The 18,174-nt window shown below is 72.5% G+C and carries 16 protein-coding genes and 1 pseudogene; 8 read left to right on the top strand and 9 right to left on the bottom strand.

The window, feature by feature from the left end; all coding sequences use genetic code 11:
* Nucleotides 1–59: 59 nt before the first annotated feature.
* Both ACFWIS_RS09075 and ACFWIS_RS09070 read right to left on the bottom strand, forming a co-directional pair.
* Entirely contained in the window at nt 60–2,243 is a 2,184-nt protein-coding gene (locus ACFWIS_RS09075; RefSeq protein WP_380460058.1) for a hypothetical protein, read from the bottom strand.
* Between the two features lie 2 nt (nt 2,244–2,245).
* On the bottom strand, nt 2,246–2,557 hold the full coding sequence (locus ACFWIS_RS09070) for a hypothetical protein (RefSeq protein ID WP_380460060.1): 312 nt from the start codon (nt 2,555–2,557) through the stop codon (nt 2,246–2,248).
* Between the two features lie 349 nt (nt 2,558–2,906).
* Here ACFWIS_RS09070 and ACFWIS_RS09065 point away from each other — a divergent pair, with 349 nt between their 5' ends.
* Nucleotides 2,907–4,142 carry a cytochrome P450 gene (locus ACFWIS_RS09065; RefSeq protein ID WP_380460062.1) on the top strand — a complete coding sequence of 412 codons (1,236 nt, stop codon included), beginning with the start codon at nt 2,907–2,909 and terminating at the stop codon, nt 4,140–4,142.
* 57 nt (nt 4,143–4,199) lie between these two features.
* Here ACFWIS_RS09065 and ACFWIS_RS09060 read toward each other — a convergent pair whose 3' ends face one another.
* Entirely contained in the window at nt 4,200–4,406 is a 207-nt protein-coding gene (locus tag ACFWIS_RS09060) for a DUF397 domain-containing protein (RefSeq protein WP_380460064.1), read from the bottom strand.
* Complete coding sequence (locus ACFWIS_RS09055) at nt 4,403–5,230, bottom strand: Scr1 family TA system antitoxin-like transcriptional regulator (RefSeq protein WP_380460066.1); 828 nt, start codon at nt 5,228–5,230, stop codon at nt 4,403–4,405. Before ACFWIS_RS09055 ends, ACFWIS_RS09060 begins: the two co-directional genes overlap by 4 nt.
* A 346-nt stretch (nt 5,231–5,576) precedes the next feature.
* On the opposite strand from ACFWIS_RS09055, the gene ACFWIS_RS09050 reads away from it, so the two are divergent.
* From ACFWIS_RS09050 to ACFWIS_RS09040, 3 genes are read left to right on the top strand one after another with little or no spacing between them, the layout of a single operon-like run.
* Nucleotides 5,577–5,822, top strand: coding sequence for a hypothetical protein (locus ACFWIS_RS09050; protein ID WP_380460068.1), 246 nt, complete (start codon nt 5,577–5,579; stop codon nt 5,820–5,822).
* Nucleotides 5,823–5,825: 3 nt separating this feature from the next.
* A complete protein-coding gene (gene tgmB / locus ACFWIS_RS09045) occupies nt 5,826–6,794 on the top strand; it encodes an ATP-grasp ribosomal peptide maturase (RefSeq protein WP_380460070.1) in 969 nt (322 codons plus the stop codon).
* On the top strand, nt 6,791–7,864 hold the full coding sequence (locus tag ACFWIS_RS09040) for a methyltransferase domain-containing protein (protein WP_380460072.1): 1,074 nt from the start codon (nt 6,791–6,793) through the stop codon (nt 7,862–7,864). The genes tgmB and ACFWIS_RS09040 overlap by 4 nt, the downstream gene beginning before the upstream one ends.
* A gap of 9 nt (nt 7,865–7,873) precedes the next feature.
* Here ACFWIS_RS09040 and ACFWIS_RS09035 read toward each other — a convergent pair.
* From ACFWIS_RS09035 to ACFWIS_RS09015, 5 genes and pseudogenes are all read right to left on the bottom strand, one after another.
* Nucleotides 7,874–8,304, bottom strand: a pseudogene (locus ACFWIS_RS09035) (IS30 family transposase); the annotation flags it as partial.
* Nucleotides 8,305–8,695: 391 nt separating this feature from the next.
* Entirely contained in the window at nt 8,696–9,754 is a 1,059-nt protein-coding gene (locus ACFWIS_RS09030; RefSeq protein WP_380460074.1) for a hypothetical protein, read from the bottom strand.
* Complete coding sequence (locus ACFWIS_RS09025; RefSeq protein WP_380460076.1) at nt 9,751–10,644, bottom strand: hypothetical protein; 894 nt, start codon at nt 10,642–10,644, stop codon at nt 9,751–9,753. Before ACFWIS_RS09025 ends, ACFWIS_RS09030 begins: the two co-directional genes overlap by 4 nt.
* On the bottom strand, nt 10,641–11,537 hold the full coding sequence (locus ACFWIS_RS09020) for a hypothetical protein (protein WP_380460078.1): 897 nt from the start codon (nt 11,535–11,537) through the stop codon (nt 10,641–10,643). Before ACFWIS_RS09020 ends, ACFWIS_RS09025 begins: the two co-directional genes overlap by 4 nt.
* 53 nt (nt 11,538–11,590) lie before the next feature.
* Nucleotides 11,591–12,427, bottom strand: a complete 837-nt coding sequence (locus ACFWIS_RS09015) for a hypothetical protein (RefSeq protein ID WP_380460080.1) — start codon at nt 12,425–12,427, stop codon at nt 11,591–11,593.
* A 445-nt stretch (nt 12,428–12,872) separates the two neighbouring features.
* On the opposite strand from ACFWIS_RS09015, the gene ACFWIS_RS09010 reads away from it, so the two are divergent.
* The 4 genes from ACFWIS_RS09010 to ACFWIS_RS08995 all read left to right on the top strand — a co-directional run bounded on the left by ACFWIS_RS09010 (nt 12,873) and on the right by ACFWIS_RS08995 (nt 18,156).
* Entirely contained in the window at nt 12,873–13,295 is a 423-nt protein-coding gene (locus ACFWIS_RS09010; protein WP_380460082.1) for a carboxymuconolactone decarboxylase family protein, read from the top strand.
* Between the two features lie 53 nt (nt 13,296–13,348).
* On the top strand, nt 13,349–14,314 hold the full coding sequence (locus tag ACFWIS_RS09005; RefSeq protein WP_380460084.1) for an ADP-ribosylglycohydrolase family protein: 966 nt from the start codon (nt 13,349–13,351) through the stop codon (nt 14,312–14,314).
* 219 nt (nt 14,315–14,533) lie between these two features.
* A complete protein-coding gene (locus ACFWIS_RS09000; RefSeq protein WP_380460086.1) occupies nt 14,534–15,196 on the top strand; it encodes a hypothetical protein in 663 nt (220 codons plus the stop codon).
* Between the two features lie 161 nt (nt 15,197–15,357).
* Nucleotides 15,358–18,156 carry a M4 family metallopeptidase gene (locus ACFWIS_RS08995; RefSeq protein WP_380460088.1) on the top strand — a complete coding sequence of 933 codons (2,799 nt, stop codon included), beginning with the start codon at nt 15,358–15,360 and terminating at the stop codon, nt 18,154–18,156.
* Nucleotides 18,157–18,174 lie beyond the last annotated feature (18 nt).

Below are 18,174 nucleotides of genomic sequence, written 5' to 3'. Positions count from 1 at the left end.
GCCCGGTTCGGGCGGCCACGGCCGATGTTTACGGTGCGTCAGGATGTTGTGACGGTGCGTCAGGAGTTGCCGCGGCCGAGGAAGTGCCCGGCGGTGGTGGCGCTGGTGGAGCGGCGGTCGTGGGAGCCGTCCTCGACGACGTGGATCATGCTGCTGTCCGGGTCCATGCCGCGGTCCCTGGCCCAGCCGCTGACCAGGTGGGTCATCTCGTTGTTGGCGTCCAGGTAGGTGTCGGAGATCTTGGCGTTGGCGACGCTGTTGTTGTGGTCCTTCATCTGGTTGTCCCACTCCCAGGCCCAGGTGTCGACCAGGCGCTGGGCGCTGTCGCCGACCCACGGGATGGGGGTCAGCGGGGCGCCGACCACGTGGTAGGCGACCTTGGCCTTCCAGTCGGCCTGGAGGTTGGCGTCGTCGCGCTGGCCCATGGCGACGTCGGCGCGGATCGCGTCGTAGACGCCGAGGCTCGCGGCGCCCTTGTTCATGACGTCCTGGATGTCGTTCTGCGAGGGGTTGGGCCCCAGCGAGGACAGTTCCTGGGCGATCCTGGCGCTCTCGGCCTGGTGCAGGGTGGCGTAGGCGTCGGGGTTGTCGGAAAGTCCGCGCATCACCCGCACCAGGCTGTCCTCACCGACGCCCATGTGCACCGTGCCGTTGGCGTCGGTCCACACCGCGCTGCCGTGGTCCATGTACTGGGAGTTGCGGCCGTTGAAGATCTCGTGGCTGTCGTTGGTGTAGTCGGCCAGGGCGTTGGCCAGCGGCTGGCGCAGGTTGGCGTTGACCTTGTTGCCGCCCTGGCCCTCGTCCAGGGTGGTGACGGTGTCGTGCATGATCCGGGCCTGGGCCTCGGTGTGGTGGCCGGTGTGCGGGGCGCCGGCCGGCTGGCCGGTGGTGGCGGCCTCCAGGGCCGCGCCCAGGCCGCTCTGGGACAGCGGGTCGGGCATCTTGAACGGGCCGGCCATCGAACTGACCCAGCCGTCCGGCCACTTGCGGTCCTTGAGCAGGTAGTGCAGGTGCTGGTTGCCGCCGTTCGCGTTCGGGTCCAGGTAGGCGGTGGCGGCGTCGGGTTCGCGGCCCATGATGGCGAGCACGTTGTCCAGCGGGTCGGCGCCCAGCGCGTCGCCGGTGTGGCCGGCCTTGTAGCTCCAGGCGTCGGGGTGGGCCTTCTCCGTCGCGGTGATGTCGTCGGCGAGGTCGCCGAGCATCCCGGCGGAGTACTTGCCGTCACCCTTGGTCATCAGGGTAGTGAGGACCTGGTAGCCGTACACCGGATCGGTGTTGGAGCCGTAGTTCTTGTAGCCGGCGTCCTTCATGCTCTGGCGCCAGCGCCGGTAGAAGTCGGTGTTGGTGTCCTGGGTGGCGGAGGCCACCGCGTGGGTGAGGCCGCCCTGGAGGTCGGTGTAGGCGGCCTTCTTGTCGCCGCCGGGGCTGTTCAGCTGCTGGGCGAGCTTCAACAGGCCGTCGGGGCCGAGCCGGTCCAGCAGGCCCTGGGAGAAGGCGGGGTGGTCCGCCTTGTCCTTCATCAGGTCCTGCAGCTGGGCGAGCTGCTCGGGGGTGAGGCTGTCCAGGTGGGTGGCGAGGTCGGCGGCGCGCTGGGCGTCGCCGGCGTCGCCGCCGCCCACCGCCTGGCCGTTGAAGGTGAAGTCCAGCGGGTTGCCGGCCTTGGAGGCGCCGCGCAGCGCGGCGGCGATGCGCTGGTCGGCGCGGGTGGCGGCCTGGACGCCGGCGGTGATCGCCTTGGTCCACTTGTCGGCCGCGTCCTGGTAGGACTGCCGGCCCTCCGGGTCGTGGTGCAGCGCCTGGCGGGTCGCCGGGTCGAGGGTGCTCTCGTCGAACACGGCGGTGCCGGTGCCGGTGACCTTGAAGCCGTCCTTGACCGCGCCGTCGGCGGCGTCGCGGGTCTGCTTCTGCGCGGCGGCGAAGTCGGTGTGCGCCTCGTCGAGCAGCGAGGCCATCGCGTTGGCCTCGGTCTGGGCGTCGACGATCTGGCCCTTGGTGGCCAGCAGGGCGGTGTTGGCCAGGTTCGCCGTGTTGCCGGTCCACCAGGGGCCGCCGCCGGTGAGGCCGTTGCCGCCGGGGAACAGTCCGTTGCCGCCGATGCCGTTGCCCTGGCCGCTGCCGCCCAGGACGTCCTGCTCCATGGTGGTCTGCATGGTGTGGAAGCGGGTGGCCATCGCGCGCCACTGGGTGGCGGCGGTGGTCAGCGCGTCGATGTTGGCGTTGATGACGTCTTCGTATCCGAGCATGATCACTGCACCTGGAGGGACTGGGCGACGGCCTGGTTGGCACTGAGGTAGTTGGCCCCGGTGCCCTGCATCGCGGCGGCGTTGGCGTTCAGGCGCCCGGTCAGCGCCTTGACCTGCTGGTGCCATTCGTCCAGCGAGTCCTTCAGCGCTCCGGCGCTGTCCCAGCCCTTGAGGCCGGTGACGGCCGTCCCGGTGGCGTCGTCGGCGACCGCGCCCGCACCGGGGCAGTCGTGGGCCAGGTTGGTCAGCGTGGCGTGCGCCTTGTCCAGCGCGGCGTGGTTGACCCCGAAACCGCCTGGTGCTGGTGTACTCATGCGTCGATCCCCCATACGTGGTGACCCGGCGGCGTGGTCACCGGGCGCCGATGATCGTAAGTCCGCGGAGCACCGGATTGGGCATGGGATTGATCAGGGATCTGTCACCGTTTCGTCACTGCCCTGCGACGCGCCGAGCCGACGGGGCCGGTGGGGCCGTTGCGGTGACCGTCGGTGACGGACCGTTGACGGCCACCGCCCGCCCCTCTACAACGGGAGCACAGGCCACGGACGCGGTCAGGCCGCGCCGCGGCACCGCCCACCGGGACGGCCCCGAAAGATCCCGGAAGACCCCGAGAGACCCCGCGAGATCCCGAGAGATCCCGCGAGACACCCGAGGAGCAACGCCATGGCTCCGGACGACCCCCGCTGCCCTGTGCTCGACATGACCGCCCGGGCCCTCCACCAGCAGAACGCGCGGCTGCGCTCCGCCGGACCCGCCGTACGGGTCGAACTCCCCGACGGCGTCATCGCCTGGTCCGTCACCCGCAGCTCGGTGATCCGCGCCCTCACGTCCGACCCCCGGATCTCCCGCGACCCGCGCCGGCACTGGCCCGGCCTGGCCGCGGTGCCCGAGGGCTGGCCGATGGGCCCGATCGCCTTCCAGGAGAACTTCTTCAACCTCTACGGCGACCACCACCGCTCCGCGCGGCGCCGGATGGCGCCCTCCTTCTCCCCCCGCCGGGTGTCCGCGCTGCGGCCCCGGATCGAGGCGACCACCGCCGCCCTCGTCGGCGCGTTCGGCGCCCTCGCCCCCGGCGAGGCCGTGGACGTGCGCCGGGCCCTGTCCCTCCCGCTGACCATGACGGTCATCTGCGACCTCTTCGGCGTCCCCGCCGACCTGCGGCCCCGGATCGGCCGGGCGATGGACGCCCTGCTGACCACCACGGCGGCGAACGAGCAGATGACCGCCTCCCGCGCCGAGATCAACGTGGTGCTCACCGAACTGCTCGCACTCAAACGCCGCGAGCCCGGGCCCGACCTGGCCAGCGACGTGGCCGCCGTCGGCACCGGCGGCGACACCGGCCGCACCGAGGAGGAGTCCCGCGACACCCTCTTCCTGATGCTCGGCGCCGGGTACGAGACCGCCGTCAACCTCATCACCAGCGCCGTCCAGGCCCTGCTCACCCACCCCCGGCACCTGGCCGGGGTCCGCGCGGGCGCGCTGAGCTGGGAGGACGTCATCGAGGAGACGCTGCGCCACGAGAGCCCGGTGATGCACATCCCGCTGCGCTACCCGCTGGAGGACATCGACCTCGGCGAGGGCGTGGTCATCCGCCGCGGCGAGCCGATCCTGGTCGGCTTCGGCGCGGCCGGCCGCGACCCGCAGGTCCACCCCGACCACCCGGACGACTTCGACCCGGCCCGCCCCGACAAGGAGCACCTGGCCTTCGGCCACGGCCCGCACTTCTGCCTCGGCGCGCCGCTGGCCCGGCTGGAGGCCGAAGTCGCCCTGGCCGGCCTCTTCGGCGCCCACCCCGAGACCGTGCTCGATCCGTGCCGGCCGGCGCCGGCCCGACTGGAGTCGGTGATCATAAACGGGCCCGCCGAGCTGTGGATCGTCCCGACGCCCGCTCCGGCCTGACCTCCCGCCGGACGTACGGCAGGGCCCCTCACCCCCGTGGGGGCCTCCTCGGTGCCATCAGAACTCGCCGAACTCGCCGCTGCGGATGGCCGTGACGAACGACGCCCACGCTGCTGTGGGGAAGGCCAAGGCGGGGCCCTCAGGGTCCTTGGAGTCACGGACAGGGACAACATCTCCGGCGACGAGGTTGCCTGCAACTTCGACGCAGTTCCCGCCGTTGCTGCTATACGAAGACTTGAACCACACGGCTTCGGTGGCGGTCACGGTAGTTCCTCTCTTAGCTGGCTGAGCAGGGCGACGGACTCCGCCTGGGAAAGTGCGAGGCCCTGTAGCTGATAGTAGGCCGTGAGCAGGGGCAGCACGGCGTCAGAGTCCCGTTCCATGTGTCCCTGTTGCGCTGACTCGGCATACGACATGAGTGCGCGATTCGGAAGCGTAAGGATGTTGATGGGCAAGTCGAACGCCCGATCTTCGCCTATGACTACCGGGGCAATTTGTAGCAGCGTATGAGGTAGTGCAGCAAAGGCGACCAGAGCCTCCAACTGATCAGCCATGATGCTCGGACCGCCAACCGGCCTTCGAACGCAACTTTCGTCGAGGACGGCGTGGACCAGGGGCACAGGATCCCGGCGCAACTTCGCCTGGCGACGGACGAGAACGGCGACTCGTTCGTCGGCCTGGTCTTGCGTGATGCCGCCTCGGCGCACGGCCCCTGCTGCGATCGCCTGCGCATAGTCCACGGTTTGGAGCAGTCCCGGCACGATCCCGAGATCAAACAGCCGGAGCTCCACGGCCTTCGATTCCTGTTCCACGTACTGCCCGAAGCCTTCGAGAAGCACTGTGGATCGGGCATCGAGGGCCCTATTCAGAAAGACGCGGTCCCACCCAAACGCTCTGTCAAGTTGCCGAGCAGTTTTGGGAGTTGGGCGGCGACGACCGTTTTCAAGCGCCGAGATGTGGGTGGGGGAACAGCCAGCGGCACTTGCCAGATCCTCCTGTCGCCACCCCCGCGCCTCCCGTGAGCTGCGAAGAAAGGCCCCGAACTCGGCGGCTGGAGAAGCGTCAGGGTCAAGCTCGGACTTGTTCATAGCCCCTCTCCATTCACTTTCAGCAGGTTGAGAACTAGACCAGGCTAGAGGACAGTTGGCTCCCCCGAGTAGTCATCGCACTACGGATCGGAGTCCCCATGTCCGAAGAGCAAAGCCCCCTGCCCAGCCCCCAGATCCACGAAGTGGTCCACTGGGTGGCCACGGACGAGGGCCTGGCGGGGAGAGCGGCCCCGCCAGTTCGCTCCAAGGTCGTGACGGGCCTTGTCGAGCGGCCCCCGCCCCCTGCCGGCTTGGCTTCCCCAAGTCCCCTCCTAGGACGTTACGTTGACCTGGGAGGTTGCGAGATCCGCTGCACCATCAACGGAAGGGATACACGGTGACCACGATGACTGAGGAACCCACGACGGTGCCGTTCGGCGCCCGCGGCGCCCAGCAGCCGTACACGGTGACGATCAACCCGGCGGAGTTCCACTTCGACGCCAACCAGCAGATGAACGTGATGAACGCCGACGGCTCCCTGTGGGCCAGCACCCCGGTCGCGGCCTCCAGCACGGCCACGAACAACGACTCGACCACCGGGGCCGACGAGACGTCCGACCCGTACGCCTTCCCCGGCGACCAGGTGGCGTAGTCGATGCCCGCACAGCGCACTGTTCTGGTGGTAGCTGAAAACCTCGACCCGTCCGCCGATTTGGTAGTACACGCCCTCAGCGAGCGGCGTGTGCCGGTGATGCGGTTCGATCTTGCCGAGTTCCCCCAGCGCCTTGATCTGACTGCCCACCATGACGGGCAGAAGTCCGGGTGGTACGGGGAGCTGACCACCAGCACACGGGCTGTGCGACTGGAAGAGGTCCGGGCCGTCTACTACCGACGGCCCGGACTGCCGGAGATCAGTCGCACAGTGGATCCCGCCTACCGCGAATGGGCGCAAGGTCAGGCATTGGTTGGCATGGTGCAGGTCCTTAGCGCCCTGCCTGTTGCATGGATGCACCATCCCGACGTCTACCGGGCCGCCGCACACAAGCCTGGTCAGCTTATGGCCGCCACAGCTGCGGGACTCTGTGTTCCACGGACTCTGGTTACCAACAGTCTTTCGCGGGCACGCGAGTGGGCGGCCACGATCAACGGCCCGCTCATTGTGAAACCGGTCACGGCTGGCGCGATCACGCTGGGGAATCGGAACATGATGCTCCCTACCCGCCGCATTGCGGTGACCGACCTCGATGAGTCGTTGGAACTCACGGCACACCTGTTGCAGGAGTGGGTTCCCAAACGAAATGAGGTCCGGCTCACGGTGGTAGGCGAGCAGATGTTCCCCGTCGCCATCCACGCCGGAAGCCCGGCCGCAACGGTGGACTGGCGCGCCGACTACGACGCCTTGGAGTACGAGCCGACCGGTATCCCGGAGGAAACGGCCGCCGGTGTACGCCGGTTCATGGCCAGGTACGGGCTCAACTACGGTGCGTTCGATTTCGTCGTGACGCCCGCGGGCAACTGGGTGTTCCTGGAGTGCAACCCCGCCGGTCAGTGGCAATTCATCGCAGCAGCAACCCAATTGCCGATCGCTGAGGCACACGCCTCTCTTCTGCAAGGAGCAGTATGAACGCCGACGACCGGCAGCTCAGGCAGTCGCTCGCCCGTTTCCTGTCGGAGGCTGGCCACGGGAAGCAGTGGACCGACGCCGTGGCGCAGGTGCCCCGGCACACGTTCGTTCCCACCTACTTCCACCAGGACGGCGGGCAGTGGGCTGAGGTGACGTCGGCCTCACCCGGCTATCTGGAGGCGGTCTACTCCAACCGGGCCCTTACGACGCAGATCAAAGAGGACGAGCCCACGTCGTCCTCCAGTGAGCCAGGACTCATGCTCACGATGCTGGACGCCCTGGACGCGAAACCGGGGCACCGCGTGCTGGAGGTCGGCACTGGAACCGGGTACAACGCGGCGCTGCTGTCGCAGGTACTTGGCGACAGCCAGGTCACGACCATGGACGTCGACCCTGAGCTGACCACCGACGCTGAACGGCGGCTCAACCAGGCCGGCTTCCGCCCCTCCGTTCGGACGGGGGACGGGGCGCTCGGGGCATCCCAGCGTGCGCCGTTCGATCGGATCATCGCCACGTGCGGCATGCAGTCCGTTCCGCCTGCCTGGGTCGAGCAGGCGGCCGATGGCGCGGTAATGATCATTCCGATCGGATGGGGGCTGGCCCGGGTCGCGGTCGAAGGCGACACGGCCACAGGTCGGTTCCTTGGCAGCGGCGCCTACTTCATGGCCCGCCGCGCGGGCCGGGTCCGACCTCGGTTCGACGAGCTTGACGAGCAGTCCTCGACGACGACAAACCTCGATGTCGCTGAGGCCCTCGTCCGTCTCGAATTCCCGCTTGGGCTCGCCCTTCCCGGAAACCGGACCTGTTCATGGACCGACCCCGACGGCTGCGTCTCGGCAGTCGGCATCTGGACGCCGGACGGGTCAACGGCTACTGCTGGCCGGGACGGATCCGTACGGCAGGTCGGGCCGCGCAGGCTCTGGGACGTTGTAGAGCAGCTGAACGAGCAGTTCGCGACCGTGCCGAACCGTGAGGACTTCGGTCTTACCGTCACACCGCAACGTCAATGGACCTGGTGGAAGAGCGAGGAAATGGGCTGGGACGTTCCCGACGAACACTTCGCCGGGTAGGCCCCGATCGCGCTGCCAGGGACTGGCCGGGTCGCAGAAGTAGACCGGAACGCCGGTGGCGACGGTGAAGCTCTTGTGAGCGGCCATCTCGCTGCCCTGGTCCCGGGTCAGTGAGCGCATCAGGTGTGCGGGCAAGGTCTGGACGGTCTCCGTGAGAGCGTCGCGGACATGCTCGGCGGTGCGGCCGTTCGGCAGGTGCAGGAGCATCACGTAGCGGGTTTGGCGCTCGACCAGGGTGCCGATCGCGGAGGCTCCGTCCTTGCCGATGATCAGATCCCCTTCCCAGTGCCCGGGCACCGCCCGGTCCTCGGCCTCGGCCGGGCATTCGCTGATCATGACCATCGGGCGGTGAAACGGGGCTGGCGGCAGTTGGCCTGGCGCTGTGGCTTGCGGCGGGCCCGGCCGGAGCGCAGGGCGCCGGCCGGCTCGCGCCGCAGCTCGGGGTTGAGAGCGATCTTCCCCGATTTGGGGCGGGGGCGCCGCTCGTCCTCACGCAGATACCGGGAGGGACCGGACACGGCGGCGGGCGCCCGCTCGGGTCGAGCGGGCGCCCGGAACCTGTTCGGGTCCGTCCGGCCGTTGCGCCACTCGCGTCCGGTCCGCTCGTGGACGCCGACCAGCCTGGACGCCTCCTTGTTGCTGTAGCCCTGTCGCACGAGCCGGAAGTCTTCCCCCGCTCACCACGGAGCTTCCTACGCCCCTGCGGCTTCCGATCCCTACGGATCTCGAAGTCCATCGCATCCCCTCAGCTGGGGTGTTGCGACGACCAATAGAACCCAAGGTGGAGGGGTGAGGAGCCCTGTCACAGGCGGCCCTTGCGGTGACGGCCGGTCAGGCCAGCAGGTCGGACTGGAGGTCGACCACCTGGCGGAAGGCCGCGACGGGCACCCCGCGGGGGTTGGTCATGGTGACGACGGCCACCACGTCGGAGGCCGACACGTACGCCAGCCTGGTCGTCGGCACGTCCTTGCCGGCGGTCTCCCGGGACTCCTTGCGGGTCACCTCGACACCGTCGGGCAGCTCGCTGTCGGCCGAGGAGGGCGCGGTCTTCGCGTCGGGCGCGGCCTTGAGCTGGATCTCCGAACGCATCCGGGAGAAGGTGCCCCAGGCCTCGGCCGAGGAGCCGAAGCGCAGCAGCCGGATCCGGGTGGTGGTGCCGTCGGAGGCGGTCCACTCCCGGACGGTGGCCGCCCGGCACACGTTCTGCAGCAGCAGGGCGTGCAGCCGGGCCGGGTTCTGCAGGTCGCCGAGGATCGCCTCGCAGGACACCCAGTTCGCCGGGGCCGTCCCGCCGGGGGCCGCCGAGGCGGATGCCGGAGCGGATCCGGACGGCGAGGCGGTGGCACTGGCGGTCGGGCTCGCCGAGGGGGCGTCGGAGGCCGTGGCCGTGGCGGAGGCCGTCGCCGTCGGGGCCGGGAAGAGCGGCGGGTTCACCGAGCCGCCGGCCTCCTTGGGCGCGGGCAGCAGCAGGTGGCGCAGGTCGGCCTGGTGGAGGCCCTTGCCGTCGCCCTTGTCCTTCAGGTTCGGCGCGGCCTTGCCCGAGGGCAGTGGCGGCAGCGCCAGCGGCGGGAAGGTGTAGCGGCCGTCGTTCGCGGTGGCCAGCCCGGGGATGTCGGTCCGCTCCGGGGCGGTGACGGCCAGCGCGGTGCCGGTGCCGGCCAGGGCGAACACCAGGACGGCGCAGCCCCAGCGCACCGCGGCCTTGCGGCGGCGGGTGCGCCGGGCGGCCTGCTCCTCGGGGGTCTCCGCCGTCGTGGGGGCCGGGGCGGCGTCGGGCTGCGGGTGGTCGGGCTGCGGGTCGTCGAGGGTGACGGCGGCCCAGGGGTTGTCGGCGGGTGCGGCGTCGGGGGCCCGGTCGGGCGGCTGCGGCGCGGCGGCGTGGTCGGTCATACGGAAGCTCCGGGGCTGGCGAGGCGGTCGAGCTGCATGGTGAAGAGGGCGACGATCTTGTCCTTGGGCAGCGGGGCCACGCCCTCGGCGCTCATGATCACCAGGAGGTCGCCCTCGGCGGCCGAGCACTCCAGGTAGTCGATCGGCGCGGACGGCGGCGCGGGCATCAGGTAGCAGTGCGCCTCCGGGTGGCCCGGGACCTGCGGGCCGGAGCGGAAGATGCCGGTGTCGCCGGTGAACACCGCCGTGTACTCGTTGATCCGCTGCACCTCCTGCTGGTTGAACTGGCGCAGCCGCAGCCCGACCACCAGGTCGTTGTCCTCGTTGCGGTAGGTCCGCACGCCGCTGCCCTTGACGTGCAGGCCCTCCCAGTAGGAGCGGAGCTTGTCGCGCTTGTCCTTGGGGATCTGCTGGAGGTCGGCGTCCATCTCGTCGGACAGCTGCCCGGCGCCGAGTTCGGTGTCGTTGCCGTAGCCGCCGTCGTCGGGGCCCGGTGCGTAGCCGGCCGGGACGGGCAGCAGCAGGTCGCGCAGCGAGCCGAAGTGGCTGCCGTTGGACTTGGCGCCGTAGGGCGTGGGGGTGGCGGTCGGGGCGGGGGCGCCGGTGGGGCCGGCGGCGGTGGCCGGGGCGGGGTCGTCGTACTGGGTCTTGATGATGCCGACGCCGATGACCACGCCGACCAGGGCGGCGGCGACGGTCGCGGCGCCCGCGCGCAGCAGGCGGCGGGAGGCGGGCGCGGGGGCGGGGGCGGCGGGGGCGCCCTCGGGGCTGAACTCGGCGGTGGGAACGGCCGGTTCGGGGTTCGCCGGGGCGGCCGGGGTCTCCGGGGCGGCCGGGGTGACCGGGGTGACCGGGGTGACCGGGGTGGTGGTCATGGAGTCGTCGGTCATGCCAGCTTCTCCCACTGCTGCTTGGCGAGGGCCTTGAGGTCGGCGGAGTCCACCGGCTTGGGGCTGAAGACCTCCACGGTCATCAGCACCGTGCCGCGCTGGGAGGCGGCCTGCCCGTAGTAGTACTGGTCGTTGCTGTCGGCCCAGCGGCTGGGCTCGCTCTCCACCCGGTAGCCGCCGTTGGCGTCGTCGGCGAAGGGCTGCCCGTGGAAGGCGGCGGCCTCGTCGAGGTGCTCGGGCGTGTACTGGGTGAGCATGACGCGGTAGCGGACGCCGTCCTTCTGCCAGTCCACCTCGGCGGCGCGCCGGAAGCCGGACCTGGCCAGGTCCTTGAAGACGTGGGCCGCGTCGCCGTTGCGCTCGGCGAGTTCGCCGATCGACATCCAGCTCGGCTTCTCCGGGAAGTCGCCCCAGGCGGAGGTGCCGTCGGGGGCGCTGATCAGCAGCTTGCGCAGGTCGCCCTCGACGGCCGGCGGCCCGGGCTGCTCGGCGGCCAGGGCCGCCGGGTCGACCCGCTCGGCCGGGTAGGCGGGCAGGGCCACCTGGAGCGGCGGCAGCGGCGTGGGCGGGCGCTGGGCCTGGATCGCGTAGCCGACGCCGCCGCCGGCCAGCGCGCCCACGACCAGGGCGCAGACGGACAGCAGCACCGGTCGGGGCCGGCGCGGGGCGCGGGGCGCGGGGTCGGGGCCGGCGGACAGGAGGTCCGGCTCCCCGGTCTGTCCTGCGGCGTCGGCCTGCCCTGCGGCGTCGGCCGACCAGTCGGGCGCGCCCGGGACGGGCGGCACCGGTGGGACCGGCGGTACGGACGGCTCGGCCGGGACCGGCGGTACGGGCGGGACCGGGGGCACGGGCGGTGCGGGCGGCACCGGGGGCAGGGGTGGTTCGGTGGTCATGTGGGTGGCTCCGGAGGAGGAGGGGAGGGCGGCGTCGTGGGGCGGGCGCGGGCTCAGCCGCCGGAGGCGAGCCACTCGCGCTGGCGCTTCATCAGGTCGTTCAGCAGCGCCTTGTCCGGCGTGCCCTTGACCTCGACGTCGACGGTGTACTGGACGTCGCCCTGGCTGGAGATGCCGGTCATCGAGCCGGTGTAGGCCTCGTTCTTGGGCTTGCGGCGGAAGCCGTGGGCGTTGGGGTCGCCGTCGATGTCGATCGACTCCTGCGACTTGACGGTGTAGCCCTGGACGAACCTGCTCGCCAGGTCGGCGGAGCCGAAGTGCAGCAGGGTGACGGTGACTTCGGCCGTGCCGTCGGCCGTGCGGTAGGTGCGCGCGGCGCCGTCCCGGTAGCCGAGCCGGTTGAGGATGGTGTCGATGTCGTCCGGCTTGCCGAACATCTCGGAGACGTCGTCGCGGGTCATCGGCATTCCGTCCGCGGGCCCGTAGGACTCGCCGCCGGCCGGGATCGGGAGCAGGAAGTAGCGCAGGTCGCCCTCGTGCCTGCCGCCGCTGACCGTGCCCTTGACGGTGCTGGCCGGGGCGGGCCGGCTCGGCACGGCGGTGGGCACCGGGACGGGCACGGCGGACGGCGTCGCGCTCGCGCTCGTACTCGCGCCGGCGCTCGCGTTCGCGCTCGCCGTGGCGGTGGCGCGCGGCGCGGGCGCGGCGGCCGGACGGCCGTCCGGCTTGCCGACCGCGACGGTCACCGCGGCACTGGCCGCCGTGACGGCGAGCAGCCCGGCGGTGGCCAGCGCGACGCCGACGGCGCGCGGCAGCCGGCGCGCGGCCTGGGCCTGGGCCTGAGAAGCCTGGGCTGGAGCCGCCGTCAGGTCGGGCGCGGCTTCGGGCACGGCAGCTGCCTCCGGCGCGGCAGCGGGCGGCGGTGGATCGGTGAACGCGGCGCTCGCGTTCTCGGGCGCGGACAAAGCACTCCCCCAAGGGAAAAGAATTCGGGAATCCCGCACGCGGGCCACTGTCGGAAATCCGCCCCCCGGCGACTTTCCAGACCGCCCATCACGTGTCTCAGCAGGAAGTATGAGAGTTCGATGACATTCATGCCAACGAAAACAATCGCCACACTCCCGTCCAATGCCCGATGAATCGGACAGTCCGTGATCCAACCGCAACCGGCGGGCGCGCCGGCCCCGCCCGGGTGGACACCGCCGCCCTGACGACGTGTCGTGCGGGCCGGGCTTGAGTTGGAGCGCACTCCAAGTCCTACGGTTCTTCCCGTGGTCACGGGCCGGACGGTCCGGGCCGCGGCACGGAGAACAGCACGAGGAGAGGACAGACGCCATGGGTGTTTCGGAGCACGGGACCGGGCAGCGGCAGGAGCGGTTCGACCGGGGCATGGAGGTGCTCACCCGGGTCGACGGTGAGGGCGGGCAGCGGGTGGTGGAGGCGCTGGCCGACATCAATCCCGAACTGGCCCACCAGATCGTGGCCTGGGGCTTCGGCGAGATCTACAGCCGCCCCGAACTCGCCCCGCGCGACCGCCAGTTGGTGACCCTGGGGATGCTCACCGCGCTCGGTGGCTGCGAGCCGCAGCTGGAGGTCCACATCAACGCGGCCCTCAACGTCGGCCTGACGCCCACCGAGGTCACCGAGGCCCTGCTGCACGCGGCCGGCTACTGCGGCTTCCCCAAGGCGCTGAACGCCACCTTCGTCGCCAAGAAGGTCTTCGGCGAGCGCGGTCTGCTCCCGGTCACGGCCGACTGATCCCCCGCCGGGGGCTCTGCCCGGGCCCGGCGGGGCGGTGCGAGGATGCGGGGATGACGTATTCGGCGGCACGTGACGCGTTGGAGGGCCTGGCGCTCGGGGACGGTTTCGGGGAGCGGTGGTTCCCGCTGTTCCGCACACCGAAGGTGGCGTTCACCCAGATCCGGGCCCGGCAGGTGCCGCCGGAGAGCCCGTGGCACTGGACCGACGACACGGCGATGGCGCTGTCGGTGTACGGCGTCCTCACCGCGTACGAGGCGGTGCACCAGGAGCGGCTGGCGCAGGCCTTCGGGGCGACGTACCTGGCCGACGCGTACCGCGGCTACGGCAACGGGATGAGCCTGCTGCTGCCCAGACTGGCCGACCGGCCGTCGAGTTGGCGTGCCGAGTCGCGCAAGCTGTTCGACGGTCAGGGCAGCCTGGGAAACGGCGCGGCGATGCGGGTGGCGCCGCTGGGGGCCTGGTTCGCCGAGGACCTGGACGAGGCGGCGGAACAGGCCGCGCTGTCGGCCGAGGTGACCCACGCCCACCCCGAGGGGATCGCCGGGGCGGTGGCCGTGGCCGTGGCGGCCGCGCTCGCCGCCCGTGGCCGCGAGGGCGCCGGGGCGGCGACGGAGGCTCAGGCCCCGGCCGGCGCCGCCCTGCTGGCCGAGGTGGCCGGGCGCACCCCGCCCGGGCCGGTGCGCGACGGGCTGGCCCGGGCCGTCGCACTCTCCCCCGGCACCGAGCCCTGGCGGGCGGCGGACCTGCTCGGCAACGGGCAGCGCGTACGGGCCGGCGACACCGTGCCGTTCGCCCTGTGGTCGGCCGCCCACCACCTGGACAGCCTGACCGACGCCCTGTGGACCACCGCCGAGGGCCTGGGCGACGTCGACACCACCTGCGCCATCACCGGCGGCGTGGTCGCCGCCCGCACCGGCCTGGGCGGCGACACCGCCCACTGGCTCGCCGGGCGCGAACCGCTGCCGGAGTGGGTGGCCAGGGCCGAGGAAGAATCCCCGGCCCGGCACGGGAGTTGAGAGCACCGGCCCCGCGGGTTCAGCCCGCGGGGCCGCCGCGCGACCGGGTGGAGCCGGACATCGCCCGCTTCCCGATGTCCCAGGGAGTGTCCGGGCCCGGCAAGGGGGTGGCGCGCAGGCCGGCGGCCGGTTCGCCCGGCGGCGGGCCTGGCCACCGGGGCCGGGCGGCCCGATGATCGGGTGGGGGCCGGTGGCGGCCCGTGACGTCGGGGGGCGGGGTTGACCGGGACGGGATTCGAGGAGCGGCACTTCGAGCGGCGGTACCTCGCGGTGACCGCGGCGGCGGTGGTGACGCTGGCGCTCGCGGGCCCGGTCGCGCTGTGGGCGTGGTCGCAGGACGATCCGGTGCCCGGCTGGCTGTGGTGGCTGTGCGCCGGCGCGGCGGGGGCGGGGGTGGCGGCCTGGCTCCCGGTGCGCCGGTGCGGCCCGGAGCGGCTGCGCGGGACGGGCATCCGGGCGGCGGGGTTCCTGCTGCTGACGCTGGTCGCGGTGTTCCTGGCGGCGCAGGTCGTCGGCACCGTGCGGGAGCGGCTGAGCCATCCGCGCAGCACGACGGCCCTGGTCACGGGCTGCCGGGTGAGCGGCCAGGAGCCGGGCGGGGAGGGCAACGGCCTGGGCGCGAAGACGTACGCCTGCACCTTCCACTGGAGCGTGGACGGGCGGGAGTTCAGCGCGGAGCGGCCGGAGGGCCCGTACCCGGAGGGCCACCGGATCACGGTGTGGCTGGACGCCCGGGGGCGGATGAGCACCGGCCGGCCGAGCTGGCTGTCGGTGCCGCTGTTCGCCCTGCCCGTCCCGTTCGCCGCGTACGGCGCGGTGTTCCTGGGCCGCTGGACGGCCGAGGACCTGCGGGAGCGCTGGCGCCGGGCGGAGGCGTCCTGAACGGGCCGCTCGTGTAGGGACGTTGAGTGGTTCGGGAGTCCGCACGGAACGGGCCGAGATAGACAGTCCATCGACATATGTCGCCTGACTGCCTATTGTGGGGGCTGCGACGCGACGCCCTGCGCCGTCGCACCCCCGTACCCGCACGCGAGAGGACCGCCGTGCCCCAACATCCGCGCACCGCCCGCGCGTTGGCCGTCGCCGCCACCACGGTGGCGCTGGCCCTGACCGCGCCGACCGCCCTGGCCGCCCCGGCCCCGACGCTGAGCGCGGACGCCGACCCGGTGCCCGCCCTGGTGGCGGGTCAGGACACCGCCACGCCACAGCTGGTGACCGGCCTGGACGAGCCCGCCCCCGGCGACCCGGTCCAGGCCGCCCGGGCCCACCTCGCGGCCCACCCCGAGCGGTACCGCATCGACACCGGCGAGCTGACCGAACTCGCCTCCACCCCCGGCCCGGACGGCCGGCGAACCGTCAGGTTCGAGCAGCGCCACGGCGGGATCCCCGTCCTCGGCGGCCAGTACCTGGTGCACCTGACCGGGCAGGGCGCCGGCCAGAAGGTCGAGTCGGCGGGCGGGCGCTACTTCACCGGCCTGACCGCCCCCACCACCCCCGCCGTCCCGGCCGAGGCGCTGCGCCGCACCGCGATCGACTCGCTGGCCGACCCCCGGCAGCGCACCGGCGCCACCGCCGAGGACCTCGGCGCGGTCGTGCTGCCCGGCGGCCCCGGCCGTCTGACCGAGCACTACACCGTGCGCCCCGCGGACGGCGGCGCCGCCCGCGAGGTGTACGTGGACGCCACCGCCGGCACCGTCGCCCTCACCCACGACGCCCGCGCACCCCGCCCGGCGAACGGCCAAGGGAACAGCCCGGTGAACGGCCGAGCGAGCGGCCAAGCGAACAGCCCGGCGAACGGCCCGGCGAACAGCCCGGCGAACGGCCCGACCTTCGACCGGAAGGCCGCGCAGGCCCCCGCCGACGGCCTCCAGCCCGCCGCCGGCACCGCCCCCGACGCCCACGGCCGCGCCACCGCGCTGCACGTCGCCAAGCGCCCCGACGGCACCTACCAGCTCACCGACCTCACCCGCCCCGCCGCCATCACCACCTACGACGCGGCCGGCCGCGACGCGGGCGACTTCGACGGCACCGTCCCGGGCGACGCCGTCCCCGCCTCCTCCCCCACCCCCGACTTCCCCGCCGCCACCGGGGACGACGGCGCCACCGACGCCCACGTCAACGCCGGGATCGTGTACGACTTCTACCGCGACCGGCTCGGCCGCGACGGCCTGGACGGCCAGGGCGGCCCGATCGTCTCCGTGGTCAACGTCAGCGACCACGGCGGCCCGTTCGCCAACGCGTTCTGGGACGGCCGGAAGATGGTCTACGGCGCCCTCCCCGGCCGCTACCCCTTCTCCGCCGCCCTGGACGTCTCCGGGCACGAGATGACCCACGCCGTCATCGACCACACCGCGAACCTGGTCTACTTCGGCCAGTCCGGCGCCATGAACGAGGCCCTCGCCGACTACTTCGGCAACGCCATCGAGGTCACCGCACGCGGCGTGTCCATGGACGACCCCACCGCCCCGCTGCTGGGCGAGTCCCTGTGCCGCACCGGCACCCCGCAGGAGTGCGCGGACCGCCGCCTGGACGACCACCGCACCACCGTGAAGGACTTCCTGGGCACCCTGGACGTCGACGCGGGCGGGGTTCACCTGAACTCCACCATCTTCGGCGGCGCCCTGTGGGACGTGCGGCGCGCCCTCGACCCGCTCACCGCCGACCGGGTCGTCTACCACGCCCTCGCCGACTACCTCACCCCCACCGACGACTTCCTCGCCGGGCGCAACGCGGTGCTGGCCGCCGGCCGCGCCCAGGGCCTGGACGCCCGCCAACTGCGCGCCGTCGCCGCCGCGTTCGACGCCCACGGGATCCGGGCCGGCTGGCAGCAGCGGCTCGGCACGGACGCCCGCACCCTGCTGACGGACATCCCCAACAGCATGTCCAGCCCGGTCGCCGCCAACGGGCACTGGGTGATCCTGACCAACGGGCCCGACGGCAACGGGTTGTACACCGGCACCGTCGACGGCCGCGGCAAGCCCGTACGGCTCAGCCCCCAGGACGGGCGCTTCCACAGCTGGGCGGCCACCGACGGCACCACCGCCGTCTGGGAGGCCCAGGGCGGCTCCGGCGGCCCGGGCAAGGAGGTCCTGACCGCCCCGCTCAGCGGCGCCGGCCCGGTGCGCAGCCTGCTGCGCACCACCGACAACCTCGACGGGCTCCAGGTCTCCGGCCCGGACATCGCCTACGCGCTCACCGACACCGCCGGCCGCACCCACCCGTACCTGATCCACGACGGGGCGCCGGCGGTCGAACTCCCGCTGCCCGCGGGGCACGGCCTGTCCGGCCTGACCCTGCGCGACGGCCTGCTCGGCTGGACCGAGACCTGGCAGGACGGCGGTCAGCAGGTGAACGCGCCGACCGTCTACTCCGTCGCCGCCGGGAAGGTCACCGCCCAGTACACCGCGCACGCCCCGGCGGGCTCCGGGCCGAGCCGCACCTCCTCCACCCTGCTGGCGGGCGGGCGCCTGGTGTGGCTGGACACCCCCGCCGACCCGGCCGGGCGCAGCACCATCCGCTCGGGCGCGGTGGACGGCTCGGGGATCGTCGACGTGCTGCCCGCGAGCTCCCCACAGGCCCCCCGGTTCGCCACGCTGACCGCCTCCGACCAGGCCGTCAGCTACCAGCTGACCTCGGCGAAGCCGGCCGGCGGCTGGACCAACGCCGCGATGCCCAAGCTGTGGCAGGTGCCGCTGGCGGGCGGCGAGCCGCGGCGGATCTCCTGCGACCGGGGCGGCCAGTACGCGGTGGCCGCCGACCGGGGCACCCGGGTGGTGTGGCTGGACGCCACGGCCGGGCGGGCCGACCTGGTGACCCGGGAGCGCCCGGCGGGCGGCTGCTGAGCGTCTCGCGTCGGACGG

It is taken from the genome of Kitasatospora sp. NPDC127060 (genome assembly GCF_042724935.1).
Taxonomy (GTDB): Bacteria; Actinomycetota; Actinomycetes; order Streptomycetales; family Streptomycetaceae; genus Kitasatospora.
The sequence above is the reverse complement of the archived record's forward strand: the minus strand, read 5'-3'. Positions and strand labels throughout refer to the sequence as shown.